Source organism: Acidobacteriota bacterium, assembly GCA_039030395.1.
Taxonomy (GTDB): Bacteria; Acidobacteriota; Thermoanaerobaculia; order Multivoradales; family JBCCEF01; genus JBCCEF01.
Map to the genome: position 1 here is coordinate 221129 of JBCCEF010000005.1, position 17049 is coordinate 238177.

7 protein-coding genes are annotated in these 17049 nt (G+C 66.6%); 1 reads left to right on the forward strand and 6 read right to left on the reverse strand.

Annotated elements, in window-relative coordinates; genetic code table 11:
* Positions 1-4 precede the first annotated feature (4 nt).
* The 3 genes from AAF481_07760 to AAF481_07770 form a co-directional block, all read right to left on the reverse strand.
* On the reverse strand, positions 5-1837 hold the full coding sequence (locus AAF481_07760) for a M3 family oligoendopeptidase (protein ID MEM7481057.1): 1833 nt from the start codon (positions 1835-1837) through the stop codon (positions 5-7).
* A 125-nt stretch (positions 1838-1962) separates the two neighbouring features.
* Complete coding sequence (locus tag AAF481_07765; GenBank protein MEM7481058.1) at positions 1963-3390, reverse strand: sodium:solute symporter family protein; 1428 nt, start codon at positions 3388-3390, stop codon at positions 1963-1965.
* On the reverse strand, positions 3387-3578 hold the full coding sequence (locus AAF481_07770; protein ID MEM7481059.1) for a hypothetical protein: 192 nt from the start codon (positions 3576-3578) through the stop codon (positions 3387-3389). Before AAF481_07770 ends, AAF481_07765 begins: the two co-directional genes overlap by 4 nt.
* Positions 3579-3717: 139 nt before the next feature.
* Here AAF481_07770 and AAF481_07775 point away from each other — a divergent pair, with 139 nt between their 5' ends.
* A complete protein-coding gene (locus tag AAF481_07775) occupies positions 3718-4194 on the forward strand; it encodes a hypothetical protein (protein ID MEM7481060.1) in 477 nt (158 codons plus the stop codon).
* 87 nt (positions 4195-4281) lie between these two features.
* Here the strand turns inward: AAF481_07775 and AAF481_07780 are convergent, their stop codons facing one another.
* From AAF481_07780 to AAF481_07790, 3 genes are all read right to left on the reverse strand, one after another.
* A complete protein-coding gene (locus AAF481_07780; protein MEM7481061.1) occupies positions 4282-12789 on the reverse strand; it encodes a GEVED domain-containing protein in 8508 nt (2835 codons plus the stop codon).
* A 109-nt stretch (positions 12790-12898) separates the two neighbouring features.
* A complete protein-coding gene (locus AAF481_07785) occupies positions 12899-14740 on the reverse strand; it encodes a hypothetical protein (protein MEM7481062.1) in 1842 nt (613 codons plus the stop codon).
* 8 nt (positions 14741-14748) lie between these two features.
* The gene (locus tag AAF481_07790) at positions 14749-16338 is read right to left on the reverse strand and encodes a peptide chain release factor 3 (protein MEM7481063.1); all 1590 of its coding nucleotides are present in this window, start codon (positions 16336-16338) and stop codon (positions 14749-14751) included.
* Positions 16339-17049: the final 711 nt, after the last annotated feature.

Sequence of the window (17049 nt, forward strand, 5' to 3'; positions counted from 1 at the left end):
CTTCTTACTCTTCCAGCGCCTCCAGCTCGTCCACTCGGTCTTCCACCAGCCGGAAGCCGTCGCGCCAGAATTCCGGATCGGTCATGTCGATACCGGCCTCTTCGAGAATTTCCTGGGGTCGCGCTGACCCGCCATAGCTGAGCAATTTCAAGTATCCAGGTTTGAAGGCTTCTCCCTCTTCCAGGTAGCGGCGGTAGAGGGCCAACACCAGGAGCTGTCCAAAGCTGTAGGCGTAGCAATAGAAGGGCGTGTGGAAGATGTGGGGGATGCTCAACCACTCGTACTGAAACTCCGGCGCCACATCGATCGAGTCGCCGAACTGATGGGCCAGGCCTTCCATATAGAGGGCGTTCAGTTCGTCTACCGATCCGCCTTCGAGGACAGCGCGATGGGCGTCGATCTCGAAGCGCACGAAGTAGGCCTGGCGCAGCACGGTGGCGTAGAAATCGTCCACCGAGGCGGCCAGCAGCTCGCGGCGGGTCAGGGGATCTGTCTCCGCCCGCAGCAGGCGATCGGTCATCAACATCTCCGCGAACACCGAGGCCGTTTCCGCTAGCGGCAGGGAGGCGTGCTGAGTGAAGCAGGAGTGGTCTTCGGCCAGCATGCTGTGGACGGCGTGGCCCAGTTCGTGGGCCAGAGTGGCTACGTCCCGCACCCGGTTGTTGTAGTTCACCAACACCCACGGTGTGAAGCGCGGTAGCACCGTGGAGCAGAAGGCTCCGCCCCGCTTGCCCTTGCGCACCTCACTGTCGATGTGGCCGTTGCGGAAGACCCGCTCGGCCAGCTCCGCCACCCGCGGGTGGAAGTCGGCGAAGGTGTCGAGCACCGAAGCGACCGCTTCTTCGTAGGGAATCTCCCGGTCAGACGTGGCGATGGGGGCGTAGAGGTCGTAGCGGCGTAGGCGATCCATCCCCAGCCATTGGGCCTTCATGCGGAAGTAACGGCGGAACACTCGAGCGTTCTCGGCGGCTACATCGAGGAGTACCTGGGCCGCTTCATCGGGGATGTCGTTGTGCAGGTTGCGGACCGCGATGGGGGAAGAAAAGCCGCGCAAGTCGAGGTTCTCGGCGGCCCAGTCTCGCACTCGATTGGAGTAGATCTGGCCGAGGATGGTGGCCTCCTCCTCGTAGGTGCCGTAGAGCTCGCGGTAGGCTTTTTCGCGCAGCTCGGCGCGGGGCGAGAAAACGTAACTCATCAGGCCGTCGCGCGGCAGGACTTTCTCCTCGCCGTCCACTTCGAGACGGTACTCGAGGCGGTTGGTGAGCATCGAATAGAGCGTCAGCAGGGCGCTCATGCCGTTCGAGTCCTTGACGTTGATCAACTGCTCCGAAGACTCGCGCAGGGTGAACGGCTTCTCGCGGCGCAGGTTGGCCAGGAAGTGCCGATGGTCGGCGTGCTCTTCAACGGTCGGCAGCAGCCGCTCCGCCGCCGCGTCGTCGAGGGACTTCCACCACACCTCGAAGAACAGAATGCGGTTGTGCAGACCGGTGACGATCTGATCGATACGGTTGCGGAAACTCTGCGCCGGTCGCGACTGGGTGTCTTCGGCAAACCACAAGGAGGCATAGCCGAGAAAGGTGTCGAACCGCTCGAAGATCGCCTCGAAGGAAAAAACCACCTGAAGAAAATCGTTCCGTTCCATCGCCGCGGTCAACTGCGGCCGCAGACCCTCGAAGGCTTCGACATCCGCTGTCAGGGCGGCGAGACGACGATCGACTTCGGCGGGTTCGGTGTTGGGAAGGAGCTCCGAGAGGTCCCAGCCGGTCAGCGAGTAGGTGGTGGAAGAGCTGGAGATGGGTGGACTGGAGTGAGATGGAGTGGGATTGGATATGGTCATCGACTTTCGGCGTTCAGAGAAAGGGTGAAGGATTGCTGGATCACGCATGCTCAGCGATCGAAACGCCTATTGTAGCCCCTTGACGCCATCTGCACGAGAGGGGCGCTAGGCCCCCCAAAAAGGCCTCAGGCCGGCTGGTTGGCCGGGCGCAAACGGCTCACCGCGATGCCGGCGACGAAGCCTGCGACCAGGGCCCAGAAAGGCGGCAGGAATCCCGCCGTCGGCAGGTGGCCGCTCCAGCCCAGAATCAGCACCGCGTTGCCGGCGGCCAGCGAAGCGAGGGCGCCGCCGGCGGTGAAACGCTGCCAGCGAACGCCGAGGAGCAGGGTCGGAAAGAGCGTCAGGTAGCCTTCGAAAGCCTTGCGGGAGATGCCGAAAACGGAGTCGTCCCAGGTGATGGCGAGCACGAACACCACCGCCCCGATGGCCGCCGAGAAGATACGCCCCACCCACACTTCCGAGTCGAGCTTCTTGCCGCGAGCGGGCTCGATGACGTCGCGCACCACCATCGAACTCAGGGTCAGGATCTGCGCATCGAGGGTGGACATTACCGCCGCCAGCACTGCCAGGAAGCCCAGGCTGCCGAGAATCGCCGGCAAGTGCGTGGCGGTCATCCGGTGGAACACTTGATCCGGCACTTCGAGCCCGGGAAAGGCCGCGGCGCCCCAGACTCCGATCAACACCGCCGGCACCCATAGGATGCCCAGAGCCACCGGGTAGTAGCGGCTGACTTGGCGCAGGGTCTTCTCCTGGTCGGCGGACATCAACCGCACCATCATGTGGGGGAAGGTGATCACCGTCAGCGAGATCACCAGCCCCCAAGAGGCCCAGGCCTTGGGAGCGAACAGTCCGCCGCTGCCCTTGACCAGCAGGGATGGATCGACGTCCCGCACCCGCTCCATGGCGGCGCTCAATCCCCCGAGGGAATGCGACATCAGGAAGAAGGCCGCTACCATGAAGACCATGAACACCACCCCCTGGAAGACGTTGGTCCAGGCCGTTGCCCGCATGCCGCCGAGACTGGTGTAGGCGAGGGCGACCAACACCACGCCGAGGGCGGCGACGGCGGCCGAAAGGCGCCCGTCGCTCGACTCCGAGAGGATCAACGCCGCGCTCTTCACCGCCTGCACCATGTACGGCACGGTGTAGAGGGTGAAGAGCCCGAAGAGCACGAAACCGACGGTCTTCGACTTCAGATGCTTGGCGTAGAGCTCCGCCGGGGTCAGCGCCTCCAGCTTTGCCGCTAGCCGGCGAGCGGGGGAGCCGATCGCCCAAAAGGTCAAGGGAATGCCCAGCGCGACGATCGGCGCGTTGAGACCGAAGACACCGATGCCGAGGCCGTAGGCGAGGCCGGGAATTCCCACCAAGACGAAGGAGGTGTTGTTGGTGCCGAAGAGCGCCATGAACAACACCAGCGGTCCGAGGGTCCGGCCGGCCAGAAAGTACTCCTCCGGCGACCGGCCAGCACGCCGGGTGGCGATCGCGCCGAGCACCAGCACCACTGACACATAGAGGGCGGCCGCCAGGGCGAGCTGGACGAGGGGATCGCTCATTCGTCCCGCCAGACCTCAGTGGTGAAGAAGATCAAGTACAGGCAGGCGAGCACCAGCCAGGCCAGCCGCCAGGCCATCTCCTCCGGCAGCCAGCCGAAGTACAGCACCGGCCGTTGAGGGCGCCAGAAATCGAGGTGGAGGATGAGTAGGGCGGCCAGTCCGGCCCAGGCGAGGGTGCGGTATTTCATAGGGCTTCTACGCAATAGACCGACTGAAGATAGCAGGAGATGTAGAATCGGTGGTGTGGCGATTGCGCGATTCTTGCAGTTGAGCGTTCGTCAAGCAGTGTTCGAGCCCTACCGACCGGACCATCACGAGGATCGATCTATGAAGACTTCTCAGCGAATTGCCATCGTTCTGACCCTCGGCGTCCTTCTCGGCGCCGGCTTTGCCCTGAGTCCCTTTTTCGGTGACGGCGATCCCATCCCCTTCACGGACGTCAAGGCCCAGGCGCATCGGTTCATCGAGTGGGAGAGTTCGATCGAACTCACGGACGCCCAGGAACTCGTCAAGAAAGAGGCCCTCGAAGCCCTGCCGGCGCCCTGCTGCTCGGACAACACCGCCTACACCTGCTGTTGCCCGTGCAACATGTCGCTTTCCATTTGGGGACTGTCCAACCGCCTGATCGCCGAGCACGGCTACAACGCCGAGCAGGTGCGCGAGAAGGTCAAGAGCTGGATCGCCACCATCAACCCGGACGGTTTTTCCGGCAGGGTTTGCTACACCGCCGGCGGTTGCCCCAAGCCCTTCGCCGAGGGTGGCTGCGGCGGCATGGTGCGCGGCAAGGTGAGCTGGGGCGAGTAGGGAACTTCGCCGTCAGGGGAAGACGGAAAAGGCCGGATCTCGGGTGAGATCCGGCCTTTTCTTTGCCGCTGGATCTAGCGGTTGGCCTTACCGCATCGCCATCCGCCGCCGCAGGGTGCCGATGGCCGTTAGGGCCAGGAGCATCGCCAGTACCAGAAGGCCGATTTCGCCAACGGTGGGAATCTCTAGGATGCTGACCGGCAAGTCGATCAGCGTCGGCTCGTCGTCGTCGCCGGGGTCGCCGTTGTCGTTGGCGTCCGGGTCGCTGCCGGCCTGCGAGACGTCGGTGACTTCAACATCTCCCGGGCTGGTGCCGCGCCCCAGGGTGGAGCACTCGTAGGGACCGGCGTTGCCGCCGGGATCGACCCGCACGGAGACCATGACCTCGCCGGAACCGCCGACCAGCAGGGCGTTGCCGGGCGCCAGGAGCTCGATCAGGGAGACACCGTCGAAGTCGTCGTTGACGGTGAAGTCGCTGCTCACCGGCGTCACCGCCTCGAAGCTCGCCGCCGCCGCAAAGGCGAAGGAGAAGTCCACGTCGCTGTTGAGGTCGGACAACGGCACGTTGCCGTAGTTGACCAAGCGGATGAGGAAGGTCACCAGGAAGCGCCCGTCGGGTTCCTCCACCACATCGATCAACTCCTTGGCGACGCCGATCGCCGCCTCCTCAACGCCGATCGGCGCCAGATGGTCCTCCACCTCGCCGTCCGGCGCCGGGCCGCTCGCACCGAGGCCCGCCTGGCTGCTGATGCGGAAGCGCGTGCAAGCGGTGCCGTCCGGGCTGCCTACGGGCACCGGGAAGGTGAGGTCGACGCTGTCGTTGGCCGGCAGCGGAACATCGGTGAGCACCTGCTCGCCGAGATCGTCCCAGTCGCCGTCCTGGTTGAAGTCGATCCAGCCGCTCACCAAGCCGCCGGTGGTACCGGTGGTGACCGTGACCTCACCGCTGGCGCCCGGCACCAGCACGCCCGGGAAGGCGATGCCGTCCTCGTCGTCGGTGTTGTCCAGATCGTCACCGTTGTGGGCCGGCGAGGGTAGGCCATCCGGCTCCGTATCGACACCGGCGCCGAGGATGGGATTGCCCACCAGCAGCACCGAGTGGCGGGCGCCGTCGTTCACCAGCAGGGTGGGGAAAGTGGGATCCGCCGCATCGCCGAAGTCCAGTCCCTTGACGATGAAGCCGTAGTCCTCGACTTCACCGTCCATCGCCGGCTCGGTGGGCGAGGTCACGCCCGTGGAACTCAACCGGAAGCGCGCGAAGCTTTCCGCCGACTGCACGTCGCAGGGCACCGTGTAGCTCACCTCGGTGGTTGGGACCGTCAGCGGCAAGGCGCTGGCGATGCGGTCCCGCGGATCGTCGAAGGCGCCGTCGCTGTCGAAGTCGATCCAGGCGTCGAGAAGCGGCGTGGTGACCCCTGCCGTGTTGGTGAGGGCGACGGTGAGAGTGGTGTCGTCGCAGGCGCTGGCCATCGCCATACCGCCGGCGAAGGTGATGCCGTCCTCGTCGTCGGTGCCGTCGAGGTCGTCGCCGGTGGCGTCCGGCGAGGGCAAGCCGTCGGTCTCCGCATCGATGGCGGCGCCCAGGCTGAAGCCGTCGGTCACGCCGTGGTTCGGGCCACCGCTGGCGAAGGTGGTGCCGTAGGTGTCCGGCGCGTCGCCGAAGTCCACGGACTTGGTGGCTACGGCATAGTCCTCGACTTCGCCGTCCATCGCCGGACCGCCGGTGGGCAGACCGCCGGCGGAACTCAATCGGAAGCGCGCAAAGGTGTCTCCGCCGGTGGTGGTGCAGGGCACCGGGAAGGTCAGCGTGTTGGAACCGGCGGTGACCGCCCGGGAAGCCAAGACCTGATCTTCCGCTTCGCCAAAGGTACCGTCGCCACCGAAGTCGAGCCAGGCGTCGAGCAGGCCATCGGCTCCCGCCGTCACGGTAATCTCCGCTGTCTGGCAGGCGACCACCATCGTCTCGAAGGTGACGCCGTCCTCGTCGTCGTCGCCGGCACAGGTGCCGGTCACCGCGTCGCCGACGCTCGCATCGTCGCCGGTGGCGTCGAGCGGAGTGGCGGCGTCGTCCTCTGTGTCGACGCAGGCCCCGAGGAAGAGGGTGGCATCCGGATTCACGCCGTGGAGCGGTCCACCGGCGCCCTGGCTGGTGCCGTAGGTGTCCGGTGCGTCGCCAAAGTCCACGCCCTTGGCGAGGAGCACGTAGTCCTCCACCTCGCCGTCCATGGCTTCACCGCCGGGGGCCAGGCCGCCCGCCGAACTGAAGCGGAAGCGGGCGTAGGTGGAACCTTCGGTGGCCGAGCAGGGAACGTCCACCGTCAAGGCGTTGTCGCCGGCGGTCAATGCCTGGTCGGTGAAGACCTGGTCTCCGGCTTCGCCGAAGGAGCCGTCACCGGCGAAATCGATCCAAGCATCGAGCAGGCCGGCGGCGCTGGCGGTGACCGTCAAATCGAGGGTCTGGCAGGCGATGAACATGGAGTCGAAGGTAACGCCGTCTTCGTCGTCGTTCCCGGCGCAGGTACCGGAAGCGGGGCCCGCCGCGGCGTCGTCGCCGGAACCGTCGAGGGGCGTGGCCGCGTCGCCTTCCGTATCGACGCAGGCGCCGAGGAAGAACGGGTTGGCGGGATCCACCCCGTGAGACGGACCGCCGGCCGCGTCGGTGGTGGTGTAGGAGTCCGGCGCGTCGCCGAAGTCCGCTCCCTTCACCGCGACCAGGTAGTCCTCAATCTCACCGTCCATGGCGCTGCCGCCGGAAGAAGCGACACCGGTGGAACTCAGCCGGAATCGCGCATAGGTGTCGCCCGTTGCGGCATCGCAGGGCACGGCGAAGGTCAGGCCGTTGGCACCCGCCGCGACGGCTTGACCATTGAAGATGCGGTCCGCCGTATCGAAGGCGCCCTCACCGCCGAAGTCGACCCAAGCATCGAGGATGCCGGCGGCGCCGGCGGTGACGGTAATCTCCGCCGTCTGGCAGGCGATGATCATGGAGTCGAAGGTGACGCCGTCCTCATCGTCGCCGGCGGTACAGGTGCCGGCGGCGTTGGTGCTCACGGCGAGATCATCGCCATCGGCGCCGGTCGAGGGGGCGCCATCCATTTCCGTATCGACACAGGCACCGAGGAAGAGGGTGCTCGCCGGGTCGACTCCATGGTTCGGACCGCCGGTCCCGGAGGTGGTGCCATAGGTGTCCGGTGCGTCGCCGTAGTCCGAGCCCTTGACGGTCACCGCGTAGTCCTCCACCTCGCCGTCCATCGCCGGTCCCGTGAAGGAAGCGACGCCGGTGGAACTGAGGCGGAAGCGGGCGTAGGTGGTTTGTGCCTGTACGGCGCCGCAGGGCACGTTGACGGTGACCGCGTTGGCACCGGCGGCCAGCGCCAGGCCGCTAGCAATGCGCTCGCCGGCGTCGTCCCAGCTCTGGTCTGAGTTGAAGTCGAGCCAAGCGTCGAGCACGCCGGCGCGGTTGGCGGTGACCGTGACGGTGGCGCTCTGACAGGCGATCAGCATCGCCCCAAAGGTGACGCCGTCCTCGTCGTCCCCGCCGCCGCAGGTGCTGCCCGTGCCGGCGGCGGTGTCGTCGCCGGTGGCGCCGGCGGCTGGCTGGCCGTCGGCTTCCGCGTCGATGCAGGCTCCGAGAACCAGCGGGCCTGCCGGATCCACGCCGTGGCGCGGGCCGTCGTCCGCCAGCAGGGTGGGGTAGGTCGGCGGTGCGTCGCCCCAGTCGTTGCCCTTGATCGACACCACATAGTCCTCCACCTCGCCGTCGGCGGCCGGGCCGGTGGGCAGGGCTGTGCCGGCGGTGGACAGGCGGAAGCGCGCGAAGCTCGCACCGACGTTGGCGGCGCAGGGGACGTTGAAGGGAAGGGTGTTGGCTCCCGTCGCCATCGCGACGCCGGTCGCCACGCGGTCCACCGGATCGTCGAAGGAGCCGTCGGCGCCGAAGTCGATCCAGGCGTCGAGCACGCCCGGCCGATTGGCGGTCACCGAGACCGACGCAGGGCCGCAGGCCACCAGCATGGAGGGGAAGGCGACGCCGTCCTCGTCGTCCCGGCACGGGCCGATCGTGATGGTGCCGACGTTGTTGTCATCGCCCAGAGCCGCACCGTCCGGTTGGCCGTCGGACTCCGTATCGATGCAGGCGCCGAGCAAAAGAGGATCCGTGGGGTCGACATTGTGGGCCGGCCCACCGGCGCCGCTGCTGGTGCCGTAGGTGTCCGGCGCGTCGGCCCAGTCCATGCCCTGGATGCCCACGAGGTAGTCCTCGACTTCACCGTCCGGCGCCTGGCCGACGGGGTTGAGACCACCCGCCGACGAACAACGGAACCGGCTATAGGAAACGCCCAGGATCGCCGTGCTCGGCACCGTCGGGGTGAGTACTACCGACGCACCGCTGGAGACGGTCAACGAGGCAGCGATCTGCTCCCCCGCCTCGAACGATCCGTTCTGATTCCAGTCAATCCAAGCGTCCAGCGAACAGTCCGCCGCTGATCCCACAGAGACGGTGATCGCGGTTGCCGTACCCGGGACGAGCGGGTCGCTGAAGGCCACTCCGTCCTCGTCGTCGCCAGGGGTGGCACAAGTGCCGATGGTGCTGCCGAAGGACCCGAAATCGTCCGCCGTGGCGTTGAGGTCCTGGGCGATGCCGCTGTCGCCGTCGACGCAGTCACCGAGGTATGGGCTACCGGCGCCGAGCATGTGGGCGGCGCCGCCGTCGAGGGCGGTAGTCCGGTAGTCGCCGCGGGTGGTACTGGCGGCGACATCCGGATTGTCGCCGTAGTCGAACTCCGGCTGACCGGCGCCTGGGGCAAAGCCGAGGTCTACAGTCAGGTTGGTGTTGTTGTCGCCGTCCTCCGTTTCGGGCTCGTTGTCGGCAGCTAGGGTGACCGCCTGGGTACCGACCACTACTCCCAGGTTGGTGCTGTTGTCGTCGCCGTCGAAGTCGTCGTCCGGATCCGGTGCCGGGTCGTTGCCGGTGCTCGACTGCTTGCCGGCCAAGGCTCCGGAAGGGCTGAAATTCTCAGGATCGACGAACACCAAGTAGTCACCTGCCGACAACCCATCGAAACGGTAACGCCCGGCGTTGCCGCCGAGGGTCTGGGTGGTGGTGGTGGCAATCCGCTCGCCGAGGCTGGGCAGGCCATCGCCGTTGTCGTCGAGGTAGAGCGACAGGACTACGCCGTCAACGCCCACTTCGGCATCCTGGGGCTCGTAGAGGCCGTCGTTGTCGTCATCACACCAAACCTGGTTGCCGAGTTCCAGGTTGCCGCCCGGCGCGATCAGGCCGGCGTCGAGGGTGGAATTGAATTCCGCCGGGGCGAAGGTGAGGACAGGCGCGGTGCCGGCTCCGGTGTCGGCATCGGAGTCCATGGCGTCGTCGCCGCCGGTGTCTTGGCTGGTGAAGCCCGTCGCGACCGCCGGCAGCATGAACTGCACGAAATACGGGACGCCTGGGGTCAAGCCGTCGAAGCGGTAGTAGCCGGGATTGCCGTAGACGTCGTTGGCCGTGGTGGTGGTGGCGACGGGCATGCCATCGTCGCCGCCGGGTTCCGCGACGCCGTCGCCGTCGTCGCCGAAGAGCTTGACGGTCACGCCGTTGGCGCCGTCGAAGGGCGATTCGTCCTGCAGGCCGTTGCCGTTGCGGTCGAACCAAACGTAGTTGCCGAGGGCAGAAACCGCCGGCGGTAGAAGACCCATATCGAGGGTGGGGTTGTCCTCGTCGGCGCCGAGGGTCACCACCGGGCCGCAGGCGGTCACCGGGTCGGCGTCGGAGTCGATGGTGTCGTCGCCCCCGGCGTTCGGGGTGGTCACTTCGTAGGTGGTGGGCACCTCGAACTGGACGTAGTAGTCGCCCGCCGGCAGACCGTTGAACTCGTACCAGCCGGGATCGCCGCCGGCGTCCGGCGCCGTGACGGTGGTGGCGACGAGTACATCGTCGAAAGTGCGGGGAACGCCATCGGCCCCCGGATCGAAGAGCTGGACGAAGACATCGTCGAGGCCCGTCGGACCGTCGTTCTGCGTGCCGTCACCGTCCGTGTCGACCCACACGAAGTCGCCGAGGGAGGCGCCCGGGCAGGTGCCGGCGGCGATGCCCACCTTGTTCGGTTCGGCGGACAGAGCGCCGAGGCCGTCGCCGCGCTGGGCGCGGTAGGCAAACGAGTTGAAGGCCTCCTGGCCGCCGTTGGGCAGATCCGCCGGAGCGGTCATGCGGAGCTCGAAGGCCACCGTGTCGCCGGCTCCCACCTCGCGGTTGCCGAACTCGATTTTGATGGCCTGCGTGCCGGTGATCGGGTCCGGCGGCACGGTGGTCCAGTTCGGCGCGTCGCAACCGGTGGTGGGGCCGCCCACCTCCGGCCGGCAGGGATTCCCGGAAAGGCTGTAGAAGATGACGGTACCCGCTGGCGGAATGATCGGCGCCGTCAGCAGCGGGCGCCACAGCGACAGGCGGGGCGAGGTGTCGAGCACCCCGGTGTCGCCGACGAAGGGCAAGATGTCCACCAGCACGAAGTCCTCCATCGGCACGGTGCCGACGTTGGTCACCTCCAGGCGGTACTCGATCGCTCCGCCGGCTAGGGTGCCGGCGCTCGAATCGGTGAAGTTCGCGTCGCACGCGCCGGCGACCCGTTTGCTCGAAACGAGCTGGGCCACCGGGGCGATGGTGGCGCTCTGGGAGTCGACGCACAGCACATCGGTGGTGTCGCCGTCGCCGTCGAGGTCGTTGATGTCCGGCGTCGAGGAGTCGCAGCGCTGGGCGAGGCCGGGATCGTTCTGGGTCATTCCCATCTGGTTGGACAGGGGGCCGAAGGTGGCGCCGAAGGCGACGGTAGTGTCAAAAGTGATCCACACCTCGTCTCCGGGCGCCAGGGCGCCGCTGGCCGCGGCCCAGGTCCATCGCAGGAGCGTCCGTCCGCTGTTGTTGTAGTTGGGGATCACTTCGAGAGTGGGCGCCGGCAGCCCGGTGCTGCGGTCGTCGTAGGTGAAGCTGGCGGCGGTGTACGCCAAGTCCTCCGGCAGCAGATCCACCACCACCAGGTTCTCGAGCGGTAGCGGATCGCTTGCCAGGTTGACGTTGTTGGTCCGCAGTTGCCAGCGCACCGTGGCGCCGACGCCGAAGGGACCGCTGCCGGAAAGGTTGCTCTTTTCCGGCGCGTGCTGGCTGAAGGGCCCGCTCAAAACGAAGTCGCGACAGGTCGAACGGGTGACCGGCCTGTTGGCGCCGCCCGGATCGTAGACGGCGGAGAGATCGACGCAGTTCGACACCGTATCGCCGAAGTTCACCGGGTTGCCGGCGTTGTCCGGGTCGATGATCGTGCCGTTGATGCGCGGCTGCGGTTGCGGCGCCATGCCGCTGGGCGCCGTGCCGTACTCCCAGCGCAGTCTGGTCACGTACTCGCCGGCGCCGAGAGCCGGAATCGTGAAGGTCGCGTTGGTGCCGCCGGGAGAGCTGCCCAAGGTCACGAAGCCGGCCGAGAGGTTGGTCTCGTAGCTCACCGCCACGCTGGCCGGAGGATTGTTGTAGGCACCGGTGCTCACGCTGGTGACGTCCATCTGGATGGGCACCGTGTCCGTCACCACAAAGTTGTCGAGGTCGACATTGCCCTGGTTGCGTGGGTTGAGAATGTACCTGAAGGGCTGATTCAGAGTCGGTGGATTCGGGCTGTTGCCGGGAATGTTCTTGCCAATGGCCGCCCGGGGGTTGGCGACGAACGAGGTCACCGGGTGGGTGATGCCCTCGGGGCCGAAGCCCTGCGGTGCAGCCTCGCCGACGAATGTGCCGTCGGCGGAAAATTCGTTGGTCACCATCTCGCCGTCGGAGAAGGTGGTGCTTGGGTAGACCACCGTCACCAAGAAGTCGAGGCTATTGTCCACGTCTACCGAGAAGGGCCCACTCCACACGAGCGCCGGCGCCACCGTGCCGACGCAGCCGGGCTCGCAGTCGGCGGCGGGGCTGGCGCCCTGGAAGACCGCCCCGGCGGGAAGGGAGTCCGACACGGAAATACCGGTGAGGTTGAGGCGGCCGGTGGTGTTCGGGATCGAGAGGCGCAGCTGGTAAGTGGTGTCGCGGTCGAGGTTGGCCGCGGTGGTCAAGGTCTTGGAGAGATTCACCTCACCCCGCGCCACGGCGGTCACCGTGACCGGCGGGGTCGTGAAGGTGCCCGGGGTGCTGGTGAGATTGACGCCGTCGGCGGTGTTGATGGCGTCCGTGCCGTCCGGCGTCGAGCCGTTGGGGAAGCGCACGTTGATGATGAGATCGCCGCTGTTGCCGGCGGTCAGCGGATCCACCATCACGAATTCCACCGTGCCGTTCGAACCCACGGCCGGGGCGTTGATGGTCGCCACATCGCTGGTGCCGATGGCCGAAACGAACACCACCTCCGGTGGCAGAGCGTCCACCACCCGGGCGTTGTTGCAGTCGCCGGTGGTGGCATTGCAGCGATAGGTCAGCCGATAGCCGAAGATCTCACCGGTCACCTTGGTGCTGCCGGCGTCCGTTTGGACGGCGCTCTTTTCTAATTCCTGGGCGGCAGCCGGTACGGCGAGAGAAAGCGTTAGGAAAACAGCGGAGAAGACGAAGAACCCCAATCGATCGATAGCGCGCATGACCACCCCCAACGAGACGTACAACTTATTCGAAAGGACAAAATATTAGATAATCCTACAATTATCATTGCGAAGGTAACAGGAAGATGAGTTCTTGACAAGGCCCGCCCTAGGAGAGGGGGACTGCGCGCCAGGCGACCGCCACCGGTAGCGAGTAGCGCTCGACGCCGGGCCCGGTGAGGCGCACTCGAAGGACCGCCGGACCCGAGAAGCCCTGCCACAGCGCCGCGAGCTGTTGCCGCTCCGCCGGCGGTGGCAGGAGCAAGCCGCTTTCGGCGGTTCTCGGCAGCAGGCGGTGGCGCCGAGTCTCGCCGTCGGCCGTTTCCATCTCGAGGTAGACCGGCGGGATCCGCCATAGGACCGCCGACAGGCGTCCGACGACGGTGGGTCGAAACTCCAGCTCGGCAAAAAGAGCCTCGTTGGGCTCGCTCCTTGGAACCGGAATCCACTCGCTGCCGAGCTGGCCTGCTGCGAGGAGCCGGTCCGAGAGGGCGGTCGGTCGGTTCCGCCGGGTGAGCATCAGGAGGTTTGGTTCTGCAACCTGCCGGGCGATTCGGTAGTGGCTCAGCAGCGTGCGCCAGGTCGCCGGCGTGTCCCATAGCAGATGGCGTCGGTCGATGGCGTCGAAGTGGACGAGGAGGTGCCGCGGGGCGCTGTCGCCGGCGAAGTGACCGGCGGTGCGGTGGTCGAGTTCGGCGGTGTATGCGGTGTAGAGCTGGAAGACCGGCTGCGGACGCCATGGCAAGTCGTTGGCCGGCAGGTAGGTCAATTCCCAGGGCACCACGTCGACACTGCCGGCGGCTCGCAGGTCGCCGGCCACCGCTCCGGGCAACGTGCGTTTGTTGAGGGCTCGCCGGCTCTGGCGGTTCAGCATCTGACGGCGTTCCGGGAGTTCGGCCAGGGCGGCGAGGGCGTTGATGCCGCGCGCCCCCAGCACCGTCCGGTGGTCTCCGATCGGGACCACCGGCAGGGCCAGGAGTAAGGCGACGGCGCCCAAGGCGGTGGAGGCTCCAGGACGAGACGACAGTACGCCCAAGGCGGCCGCCACCACCAGCAGGGCGAAGAAGATCCTCACATGGCCGTCGGCTCGCACGAAGCCATGCTTGAAGGCGAAAAACATCGCCGGCGCCAGGAGCAGCCAGACTCGCCGGTTGCGTCCACCGCAGATGAGCGCCAGGGCGGCGAAGGCACCGAGGCCGACGAGACCGGCGGCGGTGAGGCTGCCGTCGGAAGCTGGCAGGGCCATGGCCGAGCTGAAGCCCGAAGCCAGTTCCCACTGCAGTCCGAGCCAGCTCCAAGCGTCCGTCAGGGAACCGCCGAACATCCTCCAGAAGGCCACCGAGGCGCCGGTGCCGAGCACGAGGAGGGCCGTGCCGGTGGGTCGCCAGCGGCGTTCGTCGAGGAGGTGGATCGCCAAGGCGAGGGCCGCGGCCAGTCCGAGGTGGATCCGCATCAGGATCAGCACGCAGGTCAGGGTGGCGGCGAGGGGGACGGCGCCGGGAAACGGGGATCTTTGGCGCGGATCTACCGGTTCCGGCGCGAGCAGCATCACCACCAACACCAACAGCCGGTAGCCGGCCCCGAGTCCGATCACCTCGGAGGCCAGGAGCAAGGCGGCGAAGGCCGCGGCCCGTGCCGGCCGATGGAAGGCCCGGCGGGCGAAAACCGCCACGAACAGCAGATGGACTCCGATCCAGAAGGCCAGGCCTTGCACCAGGTGCCCTCCCTGATCGAGGGGCAGGAGTAGCCAGCCGAGGGGGCCGAAGGTGAAGGCCGCGTCGCCTCCCCAGCGCGCCTCGGTGTCGTCGAAGGCGTTGATGGCCCAAGCGTAGGAGCCGTCGAGGCCGACGGAGTGGGCGCCGTAGGGCGCCGGGAAGAACCAGAGGGCGAAGGCGAGGGTCAGCAGTGCCGGAGCCAGGAGCCGCCCACGGGATGCCCGGTCGCCGTTCATGGTGCCGGTTACTGCACCTGTTCCTTGGTGGTCAGGAAGCGAATCTCCGGCCAGTCCGATTGCGCTTTCTCCAGCCGATAGGCGCTCCTGGCCAGGTAGACCGGCGCTTCGTTGTGGTCTTCGGCGATGGCCTCCTCGTGCTGGGCGATATAGGCCTTGAGGCGCTTGGAGTCGTCACTTTCGATCCAGTGGGCCGAGTGAACGGTGGTGCCGGTGAAGGTGACAGGGATCTCGTATTCGGTGCGGATGCGATCGGCCAGCACGTCGAACTGCAGCGCCCCGGCGACGCCGACGATCCACTCGGAGCCGATGCGCGCCTTGAAGATCTGGGCGGCGCCTTCTTCGGCCAGTTGAAAGAGCGCCCGGCCGAGGTGCTTGGCCCGCATCGGGTCGGTAGGGCGAACTTTGCGCATCAGTTCCGGAGCGAAGCTCGGAATGCCGGTGAACCGCAGGTCTTCGCCTTCCGTCAGCGCGTCGCCGATGCGCAGGTTGCCGTAGTTGGGAATGCCCAGGATGTCGCCGGCCCAGGCTTCTTCGGCCAGCTCCCGGTCCTGCGCCAGGAACAGCACCGGATTATGGATATTCAGGGTCTTGCCGCTGCGGATGTGGCGCAGTTTCATGCCGCGCTCGAATTTGCCCGAGCACATGCGGGTGAAGGCAATGCGGTCCCGGTGCTTGGGGTCCATGTTCGCCTGAATCTTGAACACAAAGCCGGTGACCTTTTCTTCGGTCGGGTCGACGGTGCGGGTGGTAGTGGGGCGCGGTTGCGGCTGCGGGGCGTAGGCGGCCAGCCCTTCGAGCAACGTTTGCACCCCGAAGTTGTTCAAGGCGCTGCCGAAGTACACCGGCGTGCGGTTGCCCTCGAGGAAGGCTTTGCGGTCAAGGGGCGGGGTGAGGCCCCGCACCATCTCCACCTCGTCCCGCAGGGCGGTGGCGGCTTCGTTCGCCAGCAGGTCGTCGAGGGTCGGGTCGTCAAGGCCTTCCACCGCGACGCCTTCCTGTTTGGTGTCCCGCCGGGCGCGGTCGAGGAGCACCAGCCGGTCGCCGAGCAGGTCGTAGCAGCCCTGAAACCGTTGTCCCATGCCGATCGGCCAGCTCACCGGCGAGGTCTCCAGGGCCAGGGTTTGTTCGATTTCGTCGAGCAGGTCGAAGGGGTCCCGGCCTTCGCGGTCCAGCTTGTTGACGAAGGTCAGAATCGGCATGTCGCGCAGGCGGCACACTTCGAACAGCTTGCGGGTCTGGGCCTCGATGCCCTTGGCGGCGTCGATCACCATCACCGCCGAGTCGACGGCGGTGAGGGTGCGATAGGTGTCTTCGCTGAAGTCCTCGTGGCCCGGAGTGTCGAGCAGGTTGAAAGTGCAGCCGGCGTAGTCGAAGGTCATCACCGAGGCGGTGACCGAGATGCCTCGCTCTTGCTCCACTTTCATCCAGTCGGAGCGCGCCCGGCGCCGCTGCCCGCGGGCCTTGACTTCGCCGGCGAGCTGGATCGCACCGCCATAGAGGAGGAGCTTCTCCGTCAAGGTCGTCTTGCCGGCGTCCGGGTGGGAGATGATGGCGAACGTTCGCCTTCGGGCGATCTCTCTGCTCAACTTGCTCATGGGTTCTTCGCGCCGTCTGAGGCAGTTTGACCGGCGACGATGCAGACTACCAGCATTCCAGGTTCGCCAGGGACCGGGCTTGGGGTCGGTCCGCTCGGCGTCCAGGCTCACCAGGGACCGCGCGAGGCTGCTCTAACTCGGAACGACCGGCCTCGCGGTGCGCGTTCCGGGCGCCTGCCGGCTCGGACTCCCAATACCGACGTGAGCGCCCGGAACGAGCTCCCTCGCGAGCCTGGATGCCGAACGGACCTCCATTGTCCTGGCCTGCTCTGTTGTCCATTCGTCGTGAGCTGTCGTGGGAGCCTGCGGCTACAAGGAGTCCTGGCCCGCTCTTCTTGCCCATTTGGTCGTGAGATGTCTCGGGCGTGTGTGGCAACAAGGACTTGGGTCTTCGGAGCGACATCGACGTACTCGAAGTACGTCGAGGAGAGGCCAACAGAGCGCTCTCACCTGATGAGAACGCTCTTCGCTGCGCCCTCCTGGGTCCATCCCTTTTGATGGAAGGGCGGGGGGGGGGGGGGGGGGGGGGGGGAGAGCGGTGAGGGGGGGGGGTGGGGGAGGGGGCGCGGGGGGTGGGAGGGGCGGCGGGGGGGGCGGGGGGGGGGGGAGGCGGGGGGGGGGATCCTGTAGGAGGGGGGAAAAAGAATGGCAAACAAAGAAAAACAACAAGAAACAAACAGAAAAAAAAAAAAAAAAAAAAAAAAAAAAAAA